Below are 15,286 nucleotides of genomic sequence, written 5' to 3' on the forward strand. Positions count from 1 at the left end.
ATGGCGCTCAGCCGCAGATCATCAAACCGTTTTCAAAACGCCATTTGGCCGGGGTTCGTCGATGCGATGACCGGGCTTTTGCTGGTGCTGATGTTTGTCTTAACCATCTTTATGGTTATCCAATTTGTGCTGCGTGAAACGATCACCGGACAAGAAAGCGAACTGAACGCACTTCACGAAGAAGTTGCCGCTCTGGCTAGCACTTTGGGGCTGGAACGCAGTCGGAACGAAGCCCTGACCGCGGGCCTCAGCGCCGCGAACGCTGAAGCAACACGGCAGGCAAATCGCATCGCATCACTGATTGCCGACCGCGAAGAACAGGATGCCGCACTGGCACGAGCGCAATCGCAGATCACTGAATTCGAGGCCCAAGTTGCCGGCCTGCTGGCTGATGTTGACGCTGCACGCGCAAATATCGCCACGCTCGAGGCCGAAAAGTCTGAACTCATTACCGATCAACAAGACTTAATCTCTCGGCAAGAGGCGCTCCAACTTGCCCTCGCTCAGGCACGCAACGAAGTTGATTCCAACGAAGAGGAAGCGAGACTGGCCGCAGCCCGGCGTGAAGCTCTCGAAGCGATGATTGCGCAGCTCGAGACGGAAACTGAAAGTAAATCAGAAGCGCTCTCAGAACTTGAGGCCGCGCAAATTGCTGATGCCGCCGCCGCCGAGGCATTGCGCGAACAATTGGCCAATGCTGATACCGCGCTGACCGCAATGACGTTGAATCTCGAAGAGCAGCGCCGTGAAGCCGAGGAAACGCTCACATTGTTAGCTGCGGCACGCGCGGCGCAGGCTGAACTCGACGGCGCGAGCGACTCATTGCGCCAAGAGAATAATTCACTCAGCTCTGAACTCGCGGAGGCCCGCGCCGAGATCGCCGAAATGAAAGGTTATCAATCGTCGCAGATCACGCAAGCCGCCAGACAAGCGCAACTCCTTGCGATGGCGAACGAAGCCCTGCGATCCGAAGTAGAGATATCAGCCGAGAGCCAACGTCAGGTCGCACTGCTCAATGAACAAATTGCTGAGATGCGCCGTCAGGTCGCTAACCTGCAACAATTGCTGAACATCGCTGAGGAAACCGACCGCGAGGCACAGGTTCAAATTGAAACGCTAGGTGCACAACTTAATACCGCGTTGGCCCGTGTCGCGTCCGAAGAACGGCAGCGTCGCGCCCTCGAAGAAGCAGAGCGAATTCGCCTTGAGGAAGAGGCCGCACGACTTGCCCAAGAAGCCGAAAGGCTTCAGGCTGAGGCGCAGGATCTTGCGCAATTCAAGTCAGATTTCTTTGGTGAGCTGCGTAAAATCCTTGAAGGACAGGACCGGGTGCGTGTCGAAGGCGACCGATTTGTGTTCTCGTCGGAGGTTCTGTTTGAACCGGGCAGCGCTCAACTGTCTGGCCTCGGGGAATCAGAGATCGCGAATATCGCGGGAATTCTTCGGAATATTTCCAACGACATTCCAGCAGGTATTGATTGGGTGATCCGCGTTGATGGTCACACCGATAACATCCCTGTTTCAGGTGGTGGGCGCTATCGCGACAACTGGGAACTCAGCCAAGCGCGCGCGCTATCGGTTGTCCGCTTTATGTCAGAAGAGTTGGGTATCGACCCACGCCGCTTGGCCGCGAATGGGTTTGGTGAATATCAACCGCTGAACCCCGCAGATACACCCGAAGCACGTGCACAAAACCGCCGGATCGAATTAAAACTAACTGAACGGTAACAACCGTCATGCAGTCACAAAAATGCCCGCCATTTTATGCGGCGGGCATTTTGCTGTTCATTTTAGTCTGCGGTCAATAGCGGCGGCTTGTCACCTCCATCGGTGATTTTCCCTTGCTCTGGGGCTTCGTAGGTTAGCGTAAGCGCGTCATCTTTAACGCCCACTTTGACAATTCCACCTTTGACCAGCTTGCCAAACAGTAGCTCTTCGGCAAGAGGCTTTTTGATGTTCTCTTGGATGACACGACCCAGAGGACGTGCACCCATTTTCGCATCATAGCCCTTATCGGCCAACCAAGCAGTCGCTGCTTTTGACAGTTCAATATGGACGTTTCTGTCGATCAACTGTGCCTCAAGCTGCAGCACGAATTTCTCGACCACCTGCATGATCACTGGTTTCGGCAGCGCGCCAAAGCTGATCACCGCATCAAGACGGTTGCGGAATTCAGGTGTAAACGTGCGCTCAATCGCGGCAGTGTCTTCGCCTTCACGCGATTCACGGCCAAAGCCCAGTGCGTTCTTGGACATTTCCGCAGCACCCGCGTTAGACGTCATGATGATGATCACATTGCGGAAATCTGTGGTCCGGCCGTTGTGGTCGGTCAGCTTGCCGTGATCCATCACCTGCAACAGGATGTTATAGACATCCGGATGCGCCTTTTCCATTTCGTCCAGCAACAACACACAGTGTGGGTTCTGATCCACACCATCCGTGAGCATGCCACCTTGGTCAAAACCGACGTATCCCGGAGGTGCACCAATCAGACGCGAAACGGCGTGTTTCTCCATGTATTCGGACATATCAAAACGCAGCAATTCCACACCAAGCGTATCGGCAAGCTGCTTGGCCACTTCGGTTTTACCAACGCCGGTTGGCCCGGCAAACAGATAGTTACCAATCGGCTTTTCAGGTTCGCGCAGACCAGCACGCGCCAGCTTGATCGCTGAAGAAAGCGCCTCGATCGCAGTGTCTTGGCCAAAGACGACCCGTTTGAGTGTCTTTTCAAGATCCTTCAGCACCTCAGCATCATCTTTGGAGACGTTCTTTGGTGGGATGCGCGCAATTTTCGCGACGACAGCCTCAATATCTTTGGCGCCAATCGTTTTGCGACGTTTCGATTCAGCGACCAGATGCTGGGCGGCACCTGCCTCGTCAATCACGTCAATCGCTTTGTCGGGCAACTTGCGATCGTTGATATAGCGCGCCGACAATTCAACGGCCGTTTTGATCGCATCAGCGGTGTATTTGATGCTGTGATGCTCTTCGAAATAGGGTTTCAAACCCTGCAGAATTTTGATCGAATCTGGCACGGATGGTTCGGTCACGTCGATTTTCTGGAAACGACGTGATAGCGCACGATCTTTCTCAAAATGCTGACGGAATTCTTTGTAGGTCGTCGATCCCATGCAGCGCAGCTTGCCACCCTGCAACGCAGGTTTCAGCAAGTTGGACGCATCCATCGCCCCACCAGAGGTCGCACCAGCACCAATGACGGTGTGAATTTCATCAATGAAAAGCACCGCGTCAGGGTGATTTTCCATCTCGGTCATAACGGCTTTCAGGCGTTCTTCGAAATCACCACGATAGCGGGTACCAGCAAGCAAAGCCCCCATATCTAATGAATAGATCGTGGCCTTGGACAGAACTTCGGGAACCTCTTCGTTCACGATCTTGAACGCCAGACCTTCAGCGATGGCGGTTTTACCCACACCGGGATCGCCCACCAGCAATGGGTTATTTTTACGGCGGCGGCACAGAACCTGAATGCAACGTTCGACCTCGTGATTACGGCCAATCAGCGGGTCCACGTCGCCTTTGCTCGCCTTAGCATTCAAATCGACGCAATATTTCGCAAGCGCGCTTTCTTTTTCTTCAGATTCGCCACCAGGTGACACGGTTTCACCGTCCTCAACGGAACCAGAGACAGGACGCGATTCGCCATAAGCGGGATCTTTTGCCACGCCATGCGCGATAAAGTTGACCGCATCATAGCGAGTCATATCCTGCTCTTGGAGGAAGTAGGCGGCGTTGCTTTCACGTTCTGCAAAGATCGCGACAAGCACATTTGCGCCGGTTACTTCGCTACGGCCAGACGATTGCACGTGGATTGCTGCGCGTTGAATCACGCGCTGAAATGCCGCCGTTGGCACAGCCTCTGACCCTTCAACATCAGTGATCAGCGTCGCCAGATCATCCTCGATGAAGTCCTCAAGATCTTTGCGTAAATCATCCAGATTTACAGAACACGCACGCATCACGCGGGCGGCGTCTGGTTCGTCGATCAGCGACAGCAGCAGATGCTCTAGCGTGGCGAGTTCATGTTTGCGGGCATTCGCAAGGGCGAGGGCCCCGTGAATGGCTTGCTCAAGTGTTGTCGAAAATGATGGCACTTTTGTGCTCCTTCATATCGTGGGTCAGTTCGTGCGTCGCACTAACAAACCGTGGCCTCTTATCCTTAAGGTTTGGTTTTCTCCCGGAACCTTCAAGGACTTTTTTCCATTTCACCCTCACAAAAGCAGTGAAAGATAGCTTTGGGGCTAAATTCTGGCCTAAACTGGGAAACTGATAGTCAGAATTTATCTTTTCGCAGGCGCACCTCAGCAAAGACATCAACGTCAGATGCTGTCTCCATCCCTAGCACGGCTTTGAATGCGGGATCGTCGGCACGCAAAAACGGGTTTGTCCGCTTTTCCTCGCCGAGTGTGGATGGAACCGTAGGCTGCTGATTGGCGCGCGCAGCTGAGATCGCCTCTTTACGAGAGATAAGCGCAGAATTGTTCGGATCAAGGGTCAATGCGAAACGCATGTTTGATTCCGTATATTCGTGCCCAGAGCAGACCACCGTTTCATCCGGCAGCGCACGCAATTTTTGCAAACTATCCCACATCTGGGCGGGCGTTCCCTCAAAGAGACGACCGCAGCCCATCGCCATCAGGCTATCAGCGGTAAACACATAGCCCGGCTGCGCCATGTAGAACGCGATATGACCCATCGTATGCCCGGACACATCAAAGACATCCGTCCGAGCGCCACAGACCGTTAGCATCGCACCTTCGCTAACTTCGACATCAAGAGCGGGCAGACGATGCGCATCGGCCTTTGCGCCGATGACACGCGCATTGCCGCGCAGGGCATCGACCCCATCTACGTGATCTGGGTGATGGTGGGTCAGCAAAATATCGGTCAGCACCCAACCGCGCGCATCTAAAGCCGCCTGAATTGGAGCCGATTCTGGTGCGTCGATCAACGCGGTTTCCTTGGTTTCTGGATTGTGAACCAAGAAGGCATAGTTGTCGCTGAGGCACGGGACCGTGACCAATTCGAGCGTGGACGAAGTGTTTTCCATGGCAATGTGCCTTTCTCTTGTTATGGTTAAACGTAATCGTTGCCCAAGGAACTGCAACCGCAATGCATCTTGATGTTTTGGACCTGCGCCAATTCTACTACCGAAGCGCCCTTGGGCGGGCGGCGCAAAAGGTGATCCGATCAGAGCTGACCCAAATTTGGCCCGAGGCAAAAGGCCAGATGGTTGTGGGCTTTGGTTTTGCGGTACCATTGTTGCGCCCCTACTTGGGCGACGCGCGGCGCGTGATCGGGCTGATGCCCGGACCACAAGGCGTGATGCCATGGCCGCCCGGCGAAAAGAACCTAAGCGTGCTTTGCGAAGACACCCAATGGCCGATTGAAACGGGTCACGTTGATAAACTGGTCATGATGCATGGGCTCGATACCACCGAACAACCTACCGCCTTGCTGGATGAGGCGTGGCGCGTGCTGGGTCCGGGTGGGCGCGCAGTGTTCATCGTGCCAAACCGTGCGGGGCTATGGTCGCGTTCCGACAAAACCCCATTCGGCTACGGGCGCCCCTATTCACTTGGGCAACTCGAAGCACAACTGCGCAAGCATAAATTCGTGACCGAGTGGACGCTTTCGACGTTGTATCAACCACCATCAAGCAGCCGTGTCTGGCGCAAGTCTGCCGGCCTGATTGAAAAGGTCGGACATGCCGTGCCGCTGATTGCTGCGGGTGGGGTCCTCATGGTCGAGGTCACAAAACAAATGGCAGCGTCGCCACCATCCGGGCTCACTGAAACGGTCAAACGGCCCCTTCGCGTCCTAGAAGGGATCACCAAGCCAGCGCCAAAACCAGAATCGGTGTGATCCTACTGCTCTGTCGCGAGCACCAACACCCAATAGGTATTCCCGCCTGACCCCGCCTTTGCGAGGCCAAAATCTTCAAACGCCGGATTGATATTATTGGCGTGGTGGCCGGGCGAATTTGTCCATCCTTCCAGAACCTGTTCCTCGGTCTGCTGGCCCTTGGCAATGTTCTCTCCGTAGGTACGCCAGACATATCCCTGCGCACGAATTCGGTCGCCCGGCGAAGACCCATTCAAACCCGTATGGCTAAAATAGTCGTTCGCCAGCATATCATCCGCATGCCCCTGTGCCGCAGCACCAAGGCGCGCGTCATAGGCTACCGGGCCAGCCCCATTTGCGGCCCGGACATTATTCAGCATTCCCCGAAACGAATTATCCACTGGTGTTGAGGGCACAGTCGGTGTCGTCGGCCCAGTAGGCGTACCCCCACCGCTTGTCGAGGACGTCCCACCACAAGCTGCCAAACTCAAAACAATCACTGTCGATAGAATATTTTTCATCTCATCGCCTCGCCTTCTAACAGCCTAGGTTCTCCAGATCGCTTAAACAAAGGTGATTTCAATCGACCGACATCGCAGGCAGCATCACGCCTACGTAGGGCGCCGCAGTCACCGATAATTGCCGAACCTCTGACGCGCCACTACCCCTTCAACCATGACAACGACGCTATCTGATCACTTGATACCGATTGTATTCTGCTTGCTCACCCAAGAGGCCGTCGCTCAGAACACGTACCTAAACGACGCCGAGCAAGCCCTCGTGGCCGGAAACTATCGTGAAGCCATCACCAGTAGCATCGCGATTCTGGCAGACGATCCTGACAACTACGCCGCCCTTGTTATTCACGCGCTGGCAGCTGCCGAGCTTGGCCGCCACGAAGAGGCACAGCGTATCGCGCACAGGGCCTATGCAGCCGCAGAGCATCGTGAAGACAGGCTCCGTGCTGCGCGTATCGCAGCAAACGCCGCCTATCGGCAGGGCCACTACACGCATGCGCAATGGTGGCTGCGACGCGCCCGAAACCATACGGCAACACAAACAGAATTAGAGACTATTTCAGCAGAATTCCACAAAATCAGAGCTGAAAATCCGCTTTCTATTTACGCGAATTTTCAGGTCGCACCATCCGACAACATCAACAATGGCGCAGCGGATGACTCGTTCTTCCTTGAGGGGCTGGATTTTGAGTTCTTCTTGCCCCCCAGCAGCCAAGCCATTAGCGGCATTGAATATGCCGCCCAGACCAACATCAGCTATACACTCAGCACGAGCCCGACACACTTAACCCAAGTGCATGGCTATCTCTTTGGGCGCACATATAGCCTATCTGCCGAATCCAAAGCGGCGCTTCCTGATGTATCGGGGCGGGACTATGCGCTCATCCTCGCTGAAATTGCAGGAAGCCACAGTTTTCGCCTACGCGACACATGGGGGGCCACCCGCATATCAGCACACGCAGGTCAGGTGTGGTTTAGCCAAGATCCGCTATGGAACTATACAAGAATTGGACTGGATCAGACCATTTCAGAAGGACACCGAAATAGCCTAAACCTCAATATTAGTGTCGAAAATAGAAACGCAATCGCAGTTACACAGCCCGATGCGGATATCTATCAGATTGGCGCATCTCATGCGCATGTGATGGCTTCCAGCGATATACTTTCCCTGTCAGCTTCAGGCACCCGCCAGAATGCTGAGACCGAAACAGACAGCTTTACGGACTATACAGTGCGGATGGACTATTATTTTGCAAAGCCCATCGCCGGCGCAAAACTAAGTGTTTTTGGCGAGATCGGTTACCGTTCTTACCCTGAATTTGATCTATCGCTTGATGGTCGCCGCGATAGATATGCCAGCGCAGGGGGGACGATCCTGCTCGGGCAATTGAATGCATATGGATTTTCGCCTTCTCTGACGCTGACCGCCCGTGAAACCCAATCAAACGTGACGCAGTTTACGACATCACAATTGCAGGCGCAGATCGGGTTTCAATCGACGTTCTAACCTTGCGCGCCCGACACTGTTGGCCCTATGCACACCGGATGAGCCAGTTTGAAATCTTCATGACCGCCACTCCCGGCCTCGAATCCGCGCTGCATGCAGAAGCGGTCGAAAACGGGTTTTCTGACGCACAAATCACCCAAGGTGGCATTACCACCCACGGCGACTGGCCCGATATCTGGCTTGCGAACCTACAAATGCGCGGCGCGACACGGGTTCTGGTCCGGATCGGGTCGTTCATGGCGTTCCACCTTGCCCAACTTGATAAAAGGTCGCGCAAATTCGATTGGGGTGCAATTTTAGACTCTAACGTGCCTGTTAGAGTCGAAGTTAGCACCAATCGAAAATCAAAAATATATCACGCTGGCGCAGCAACACAGCGGATCGAAACAGCGCTCCGCGAAAGTCATGGCATGACGATCAGCGCTGATGCGAATATCGTGATCAAGGCGCGGATAGACGACAACAAGGTAACGATTAGCCTCGATACCTCTGGGGAAAGTCTACACAAACGCGGCCACAAAGAAGCGGTTAACAAGGCGCCGATGCGTGAAACACTTGCCTCCTTGTTTCTGCGTGAATGCGGATATGATGGCAAAGAGCCCGTGTTAGACCCTATGTGTGGCTCTGGGACCTTCCCCATTGAAGCCGCAGAAATTGCGCGTGGTCTGTTCCCCGGACGATCCCGACACTTTGCGTTCGAGCAGTTTGCGAGCTTTGATCAACAGGCTTGGGACCTTATGCGCACACAGACCCTGCAGCCTACTGATCTAAAATTCTACGGCAGTGACCGCGATGCCGGCGCAATCCGTATGAGTAACGCAAATGCTGAACGTGCGGGTGTGGATGATTTGATTTCGTTTCAAAACCATGCCGTCGCTGATCTTCGGCGCCCCGAAGGTCCCGCAGGGCTGGTGATCTGCAATCCACCCTACGGCGGGCGTATCGGCAATCCAAAGCTGCTGTTTGGCCTATACGCATCGCTTGGCAGTGTGTTGAAGGAACGTTTTTCTGGCTGGCGCGTCGGGATCATCACCAGTGACGCAAACCTTGCCAAAGCAACCGGTCTTCCGTTCAAACCAAAGGGGCCGCCTATTCCGCATGGCGGGCTAAAGGTTTGGCTATTTCAGACTGATCCGCTCTGACGGCCGAGATCAATGATCGGCCCGCATGCCGCCCGCGCGTCTTCGACATCATGGGTGACCATCAAAACGGGTAGATTGCGGTCTTTGGCCCGCTGAAAAACAAGGTCGCGGACCTGCGCGCGCAACGTTGCATCAAGCCGCGAAAACGCTTCGTCCAAGAGCAGCGCACTTGGCTCGGACAATAGCATCCGCATTAACGCGACCCGCGCTTTTTGACCGCCAGACAGCGTTGCTGGGTCGCGCGCCTCGAACCCCTCTAATCCCACTTCATTCAGCGCGGCCGTGACCTTGGCGGCGCGGTCCGCGCGTGTGCCGCCCGGTTTCAACCCGAATGCGAGATTTTGGCCAACGGACAAATGCGGAAACAACAGGTCGTCTTGAAACATTATTCCGATTTTGCGCAAACGCGGTGGCAGCAGAGTAATATTGACTCCATCCAACCAGATTTCACCGACCATCCGAAAATCAGGTGACAGCGTCCCAATCACCCCCGCCAAGAGCGTCGATTTACCCACGCCCGATGGCCCCATAACAGTCAAAACTTCGCCCGGCGCAATGTCATGTGTGACAGAAATGAGCCGGTCGTGTTTTGTGAATATTTCCAAATTACGCAGGAATAGACCCTTATCCATGGCGAAGCCCCCTTCGTTGACGCCACAAAATATTCGGCACAATTAGCACGAGCGCGAATGGCAAAAGCGCAGCGCCCGTTTGCATCAATCCGAACACACCAATCGCTCTGCGATCTGCACCAGAAGCAAGCGCCACAGCCTCGGTCGTGAGCGTCTCAATCCGGCCACCGCCGATCAGCAATGTTGGCAGATATTGCCCCACCGAAACGGCCATTCCGACGGCAACAGCGGTCAGCACTGGCCGCAGCAACATCGGCAATCTGATCCGAAATAAAATACGGTTTGGCGTAGCACCTAACGCGGACGCGACAGTCGCATACCGAATATCCCAAGCCCGATAGGGATCTGAAAGAGACAGGAACACATAAGGAAAGACAAAAACCAAATGCGCAATCATAACTGGCAGCCGACCAGTTTCGGCGCCAATTCCCAGCATTAGACTCTGTATTCCGGGTAGAAATGCCGTTTGAGGCACGAGCAAAGGCAGGTAGATCAACCAGACTGTGCGTCTGGTGAATTGCACGTTGTGCCGATGTTCCGCCTCGAGACATCCGATTGAAAGGAGCAGGGCAATGCCACTGACGACACTGGCAATCAACGCGGTTTCACCGAACGCCTGCCATGCGCCCGGTCCGTGGCGCGCCCAATTTCGAAAGGTCAGTTGATCAGGCAAAGCCTCGGGGAAACCCCAGAACCCGGCGAACGACCAGATTGTCAAAATCAACAACCCCAAGATGATCGCCAGCGCCGCGACAAAGGCAGAAAAAAGTGCAAATACACCAATAATAGAGTCACATTTTCCACGTCCGCCAGCCGTGATCCATCGCTGACCTAGATATGCAGCAATGATCTCGGTGATCCGCCAAAATGCTAACGCGCCAATGACCAAGGCAAGCTGTATTAACGCCCCAGCAGCAGCAACAGCGCGCATTTGAAGGTCGGGGTCAGACATCCATTTCACAATTTGAACAGACAAGGACGCGGGCGTGTTCGGCCCAAGGATCAGCGCCACATCAACGACTGACATAGAGTAGGCGAGGACTACATAAACTGGCAGCCGGATTTGGTGATAGACGCGGGGGAACACGGTTTTCAACCAGCCTGTCACACGCCCGTATCCCAATGCTTGGGCTATTGTGATGCTGCTTTGTGCTTGGCTTTGGCTCAATGCGGCAATCGACATTAACAGTAAAAAGGGGACCTCTTTGATGATGAGCCCCAACATCATCGCCAAGCCAGCCGGGTCTTGGACGATCAGCACATCTGGGGGTCTGTCCCAGCCTGTAAGAACCGGCGAAATCATCCGCGACAGCCACCCCGAGGGCGCAACCAAAAAGGCAAATCCAAAGGCTGCCGCAGCATGCGGTACCGACAACAGCGGTGATAGCATCCGTTCGATGAGGCGAAATTGCCGTGTTCCCGACCAACCCGCCATCAAGAGCGAAACGATCATCAAAGAGATCGCCGTTGCCCCGATCCCGGTTGTGATCGAGAGCGTCACAGCCTTGGGCAGGCCCGCCCAGTTGAACAATATGCGGAACGGTTCCAACGGTGATTCAAATTCACCGATCACCCGCATCTGACCAAATGCGGGTAAAACGGTCCCCCATAGACCTGCCGCCACTGGCCCCAACATGAGGCCAATGGCCAGCAAGGGAACCAATGGCAATAGCGGGCGCCTCGTGCCGCCCGCCATAAGTGCGCCCTTACTGCGCCACACCGTAACGTGCCACCCAATCGTCTGCGATACGTGTCATCCAACTTGGGTGTGGTTCATCTTGGACTTGGCCCAGTTCAGCTGGGGACAATGTGGCGATGCCAAGCTCTAGATTATCAAAAACGGCGCGCTCTTGCTCGCTTAGCGCGGCCATGTTCAACACAGTGCCATATCCCAAGATTGCCGGGTCTTGCGCGCGCGCCTGCGCCTCTGGCGACATCAAGAAATTCGCAACAACCATCGCGCCTTCTTTTGAGCCGGAATTATATGGGATCGCGACAAAGGATGCGTTGCCGATCGTTCCTTTGTCCAACACGAACGTGCGTACGGTGTCGGGCAATTCAAAATTCGCAATCGCCGTCGAAGCAGCACCCGGGCTGAACGAAATAGATAGATCAATCTCGCCATCCGTGATCAAAGGAAACATCGCGGTGCCGGTGGCGGGATATGCCTTGCCCTCGCGCCACAGGTTTGGGGTCAACGCGTCCAAATACGCCCACAGTGGGGCGGTGACCTGTGCATATGTTTCGTCTGTGGCAGGCGCTGCCAATACAGACGGATCATCCAAGATATCGACCAAAACCTGCTTGAGGAACGTCGTACCCAAGAAATCCGGCGGCTGCGGATAGCTAAAGCGACCGGGGTTCGCCTGCGCCCATTCTTGCAACGCCTGCATTGATCCTAACGGGTCAGGCATGGTTGCAGTGTTGTGAACAAATACGACCTGCGCCATCGCCCACGGGCTTTCGTAGCCTTCGACCGGAACAGTAAAATCTGTCTGCACGGTCTTGCCTTCGGTATCGACCAGCGCCCAATTTGGTAGTTCCTCGGCATAAGGACCAAAGAGCAAATCCGCCTCTTTCATCGCGGCAAAATTGGCACCGTTAATCCAGATCATATCAATCGCGCCGTCGTCGTCCTGGCCCGCCTGCTTTTCTGAAATCACGCGCGTCACGGCATCGGCTGTGTCGGTCAGTTTCACATGCTCTAGGGTCACGCCATATTCAGCGGCGACACGTTCACCAACCCACGCAATGAATTCGTTTGTTGTCGTCGAACCGCCCCAAGCGTTCCAATAGACAGTCTGGCCAGAGGCTTGGGCAACAACTTCGTCCCAATCAGTAGGGTTTACATCGGCCAGTGCAGACACTGGGGCCAATAGCGCGGCCAAAACGGCAAGGTGTTTCATCAGGATTATTCCTCTACTGAGTGTATATTTGTTTCGCGGCAAAAAGCCGCAAAGTCGCAGTCGCAAAGCAAAGCGCGCCAAATATCCACGCCAGCAATGCAAAGTGTTCGGGCAATAGGCAAAGCAATACAAAGAACAGAATTGTCTCTGTGCCTTCGAGAATTCCATTGGAGTAATAGAGCGATTTCTGGCCTTGTGCTTCGGTCTTGTGCCCATGTTTTTCAGCCAAGATCGCGTAGCCCAGAAACGTCGCCCCATTGAAGTAAAACGAGGTCAGCAGAAACGCCCCCGCGGCCCCATTTGCATCGGGTGACATCCAAACAAAGGCCATCGGGATCAAACCATAGAATAGAAAATCAACCGAAATATCTAAGAATCCGCCAAAATCGGTTTTCTGACTGGCTCTGGCGACGGCCCCGTCTAACCCATCGGCAAGTCTGCTTAGCAACAACGGCCAAAGCGCAAGCCCCGGCATTCCGCAAGCGATGCAAATCGCCGCAACGCCCCCAAGCGCGAGGCCCAAGTAAGTCACCGCGTCCGCGCTAATGCCACGGGCAGAAATCATCCGTCCAAACTGGTCCAGCGGCGGATCAATTAATCTGCGTGCATAGCGGTCTAGCATTCATTCCTCTCCCCAGGTCGACATGTTGTCGCCGATGCAATCGGTCAAAGCAATCATGCTGACGGGAAAGTGAGAAAACTTACTAATTTTGACATATTAGCCGTGGGCAATGCGCGGTCGCCCCGATGCTGTCACGCGTAGGTTTGCCTCGATGAACATCATCTGACCTTCGACTTCGGCCTCTTTGATATCGCGGGTCACGCTGATGCGCGGCACGGTAACACCTGCTGCAATCGCCTTTTCCGTGGCCGCATCAGTTAACGCGTCCTCAAGCGCCTTGAGAGCGGTTTGGACATCGGCAAAACGCTCTGGCCCATCTGGCAGAGCGGCGACAATGCCGTCTTGATTAATCACCGTGCCATCCAACTGCATACGGACCTGTCCGACAACCGCACCAATCGCATTCGCAACCTTACCGTTGATGGGGAGCTCCATTTTGGCGCCTAACCGTTCCCCGACAGCACCGTAATACGCCCTTGCCGATGCCCCCAGCCCAATGATGGGCAACCCCACCGACATATTCATCTGCAATAGCCCACGGTGCTGATGAAATCCCGCCGCGACTAGCGGATGGCGGGCAAGCTGCGCCGGATCGCCCGCGAACCCATCTTCGGCAAAACAGGTCTGCAAAAGACAATCCACAGTTTGCGTGGTAAGTTGATCCACGATCATATTCGCAAGCGCCCCAGAGTCATCCGCGACCCTTCGCCCCCCTCCGGTGCGTCGCCGCGCGAACAAGGTCAGCGCCTTTTCCGCCGCTGACCTGTCCCAACTATCCAGCTTACCCAAAACATGCGCTGCGTCCGACGGTGTTACCCCTGCGATCATCACCAATCCACGGGTCACAAGCCGCCCAAGCGCGGGCGTCTCTGTGCGGTTTTGTATCGCCTCACCCAATCGTAGGGGACCATTGCGCAGCCTTTCGGCAACGGCAGCCTCGCGCGTGTCCAAACCCGCTGGAATGCTGTCCCAAATCGGCACAACAAACTGCCCACCATCCGGCGCTGGGATCTCAAGCACCAAAGCGCGATCCAATGCGGGGTGGACCAGATGCGGAAATAGGGTCGCGGCCAGAGAGATCGGCATCACACGACGCGGCCCAAGGTGCAGTTGGCCTGCTAAACCCTCAACGAGGTGCACTTCACTATCGCCGCCAAGGCCCGTTGTCCGCATCGCAACAGCTTCGACCATTGTCCGAAACTTGCCAACTTGCGCACCCTGCGGATCAATCGACGGCCGACCATCGCGTAACAAACAAACATCAGTTGTCGTTCCACCAATATCGCTGACCAAGGCGTCCGTCTGCCCGCTTAGCCAGCACGCGCCCGCCACCGATGCAGCAGGTCCGCTGAGAATTGTCTCAATCGGTTTTTCACGAGCCACTTGGGCCGAAATCAGTGCGCCGTCACCCCGCACAACCATCAGACGCGCGGTTATCTCTCGCAGTTTCAGGTGGTCCTCGCAGGCGGTGATAAGCCGATCAATCATGCCGATCAGGCGCGCGTTCAATACAGCGGTCAAGGCGCGCTTGGGTCCGCCCAGCGCTTGGGACAATTCATGCGAACATGTCACTGGCTTTCCGGTCAGCTCGCGGATTAGCCCACGGACCGCCTTTTCATGCGCCGGGTTACGGGTGGCAAAACTCGCCGCGACGGCAAACCCTGACACGTCATCACCGATCTGTGTCAGCGCCTTGCGCAGGCTTGACAGATCCAGTTCAGCCACCTCGACGCCCGCGTGATCGTGCCCGCCCTTTAGGCGAATGACAGTATCTCCGCCCATTGCCTCGTTCAGACCCGAACGCTGCACATCTGCATCGTCAAATCCCACCGCGATCAGCGCAACCTGCCCGCCCTGCCCCTCGACCAGCGCATTTGTGGCCAAGGTCGTGGACAGTGAAACCATCACGATTTCGGCAGGCGGCACATTCGCCTCTGCCAATGCAGCATCAATCGCAGCGGCAATGCCCAAAGACAAATCAGGACGCGTTGTCAGTGCCTTTGCAGTCGCAACAACCTGATCGGCCAACTCATCGAATACGACCGCGTCGGTATAGGTCCCGCCCGTGTCTACGCCCAACAGAAATGCCAT

General features: G+C 55.2%; 12 protein-coding genes. 4 read left to right on the forward strand and 8 right to left on the reverse strand.

The features are described 5' to 3' along the window. Positions 1–1,728, forward strand: a complete 1,728-nt coding sequence (locus TW80_RS00515) for a peptidoglycan -binding protein (RefSeq protein ID WP_045995406.1) — start codon at positions 1–3, stop codon at positions 1,726–1,728. Between the two features lie 62 nt (positions 1,729–1,790). Here TW80_RS00515 and clpA read toward each other — a convergent pair whose 3' ends face one another. After that, positions 1,791–4,118, reverse strand: a complete 2,328-nt coding sequence (gene clpA, locus TW80_RS00520; protein WP_045995407.1) for an ATP-dependent Clp protease ATP-binding subunit ClpA — start codon at positions 4,116–4,118, stop codon at positions 1,791–1,793. A gap of 179 nt (positions 4,119–4,297) precedes the next feature. Next, a complete protein-coding gene (gloB, locus tag TW80_RS00525; protein WP_045995408.1) occupies positions 4,298–5,074 on the reverse strand; it encodes a hydroxyacylglutathione hydrolase in 777 nt (258 codons plus the stop codon). A gap of 62 nt (positions 5,075–5,136) precedes the next feature. Between gloB and TW80_RS00530 the strand changes: the two genes are divergently transcribed. Then, entirely contained in the window at positions 5,137–5,889 is a 753-nt protein-coding gene (locus TW80_RS00530; protein WP_045995409.1) for a class I SAM-dependent methyltransferase, read from the forward strand. Between the two features lie 2 nt (positions 5,890–5,891). On the opposite strand, the gene TW80_RS00535 is transcribed toward TW80_RS00530, so the two are convergent. Next, positions 5,892–6,389, reverse strand: coding sequence for a CAP domain-containing protein (locus TW80_RS00535; RefSeq protein ID WP_084625688.1), 498 nt, complete (start codon positions 6,387–6,389; stop codon positions 5,892–5,894). Positions 6,390–6,543: 154 nt separating this feature from the next. On the opposite strand from TW80_RS00535, the gene TW80_RS00540 reads away from it, so the two are divergent. Both TW80_RS00540 and TW80_RS00545 read left to right on the forward strand, forming a co-directional pair. Next, a complete protein-coding gene (locus TW80_RS00540; RefSeq protein WP_045995410.1) occupies positions 6,544–7,893 on the forward strand; it encodes a tetratricopeptide repeat protein in 1,350 nt (449 codons plus the stop codon). Between the two features lie 59 nt (positions 7,894–7,952). Further along, a complete protein-coding gene (locus TW80_RS00545) occupies positions 7,953–9,035 on the forward strand; it encodes a THUMP domain-containing class I SAM-dependent RNA methyltransferase (protein WP_446720127.1) in 1,083 nt (360 codons plus the stop codon). On the opposite strand, the gene TW80_RS00550 is transcribed toward TW80_RS00545, so the two are convergent. The 5 genes from TW80_RS00550 to TW80_RS00570 form a co-directional block, all read right to left on the reverse strand. Further along, complete coding sequence (locus TW80_RS00550) at positions 9,017–9,667, reverse strand: ATP-binding cassette domain-containing protein (protein WP_045995412.1); 651 nt, start codon at positions 9,665–9,667, stop codon at positions 9,017–9,019. The two genes, TW80_RS00545 and TW80_RS00550, sit on opposite strands and share 19 nt — an antisense overlap. Next, positions 9,660–11,363: an ABC transporter permease gene (locus tag TW80_RS00555; protein ID WP_045995413.1), complete on the reverse strand. Its 1,704-nt coding sequence runs from the start codon at positions 11,361–11,363 to the stop codon at positions 9,660–9,662. Before TW80_RS00555 ends, TW80_RS00550 begins: the two co-directional genes overlap by 8 nt. 10 nt (positions 11,364–11,373) lie before the next feature. After that, positions 11,374–12,573, reverse strand: coding sequence for an ABC transporter substrate-binding protein (locus TW80_RS00560; protein WP_045995414.1), 1,200 nt, complete (start codon positions 12,571–12,573; stop codon positions 11,374–11,376). A gap of 13 nt (positions 12,574–12,586) precedes the next feature. After that, positions 12,587–13,195 (reverse strand): CDP-alcohol phosphatidyltransferase family protein, encoded by a 609-nt coding sequence (locus tag TW80_RS00565; RefSeq protein WP_045995415.1) that lies wholly within the window; start codon positions 13,193–13,195, stop codon positions 12,587–12,589. A gap of 96 nt (positions 13,196–13,291) precedes the next feature. Continuing rightward, a complete protein-coding gene (locus TW80_RS00570) occupies positions 13,292–15,286 on the reverse strand; it encodes a hydantoinase/oxoprolinase N-terminal domain-containing protein (RefSeq protein ID WP_045995416.1) in 1,995 nt (664 codons plus the stop codon).

This window comes from Loktanella sp. S4079 (assembly GCF_000967725.1).
Classification (GTDB): Bacteria; Pseudomonadota; Alphaproteobacteria; order Rhodobacterales; family Rhodobacteraceae; genus Yoonia.

What these genes read in the sequence shown, in the direction of transcription:
- TW80_RS00515 (WP_045995406.1), top strand. Translation starts at nt 1, where the DNA reads ATGGCGCTCAGCCGCAGATCATCAAACCGTTTTCAAAACGCCATTTGG.
- gloB (WP_045995408.1), bottom strand. Translation starts at nt 5,074, where the DNA reads ATGGAAAACACTTCGTCCACGCTCGAATTGGTCACGGTCCCGTGCCTC.
- TW80_RS00530 (WP_045995409.1), top strand. Translation starts at nt 5,137, where the DNA reads ATGCATCTTGATGTTTTGGACCTGCGCCAATTCTACTACCGAAGCGCC.
- TW80_RS00535 (WP_084625688.1), bottom strand. Translation starts at nt 6,389, where the DNA reads ATGAAAAATATTCTATCGACAGTGATTGTTTTGAGTTTGGCAGCTTGT.
- TW80_RS00540 (WP_045995410.1), top strand. Translation starts at nt 6,544, where the DNA reads ATGACAACGACGCTATCTGATCACTTGATACCGATTGTATTCTGCTTG.
- TW80_RS00545 (WP_446720127.1), top strand. Translation starts at nt 7,953, where the DNA reads ATGACCGCCACTCCCGGCCTCGAATCCGCGCTGCATGCAGAAGCGGTC.
- TW80_RS00550 (WP_045995412.1), bottom strand. Translation starts at nt 9,667, where the DNA reads ATGGATAAGGGTCTATTCCTGCGTAATTTGGAAATATTCACAAAACAC.
- TW80_RS00555 (WP_045995413.1), bottom strand. Translation starts at nt 11,363, where the DNA reads ATGGCGGGCGGCACGAGGCGCCCGCTATTGCCATTGGTTCCCTTGCTG.
- TW80_RS00560 (WP_045995414.1), bottom strand. Translation starts at nt 12,573, where the DNA reads ATGAAACACCTTGCCGTTTTGGCCGCGCTATTGGCCCCAGTGTCTGCA.
- TW80_RS00565 (WP_045995415.1), bottom strand. Translation starts at nt 13,195, where the DNA reads ATGCTAGACCGCTATGCACGCAGATTAATTGATCCGCCGCTGGACCAG.
- TW80_RS00570 (WP_045995416.1), bottom strand. Translation starts at nt 15,286, where the DNA reads ATGGCATTTCTGTTGGGCGTAGACACGGGCGGGACCTATACCGACGCG.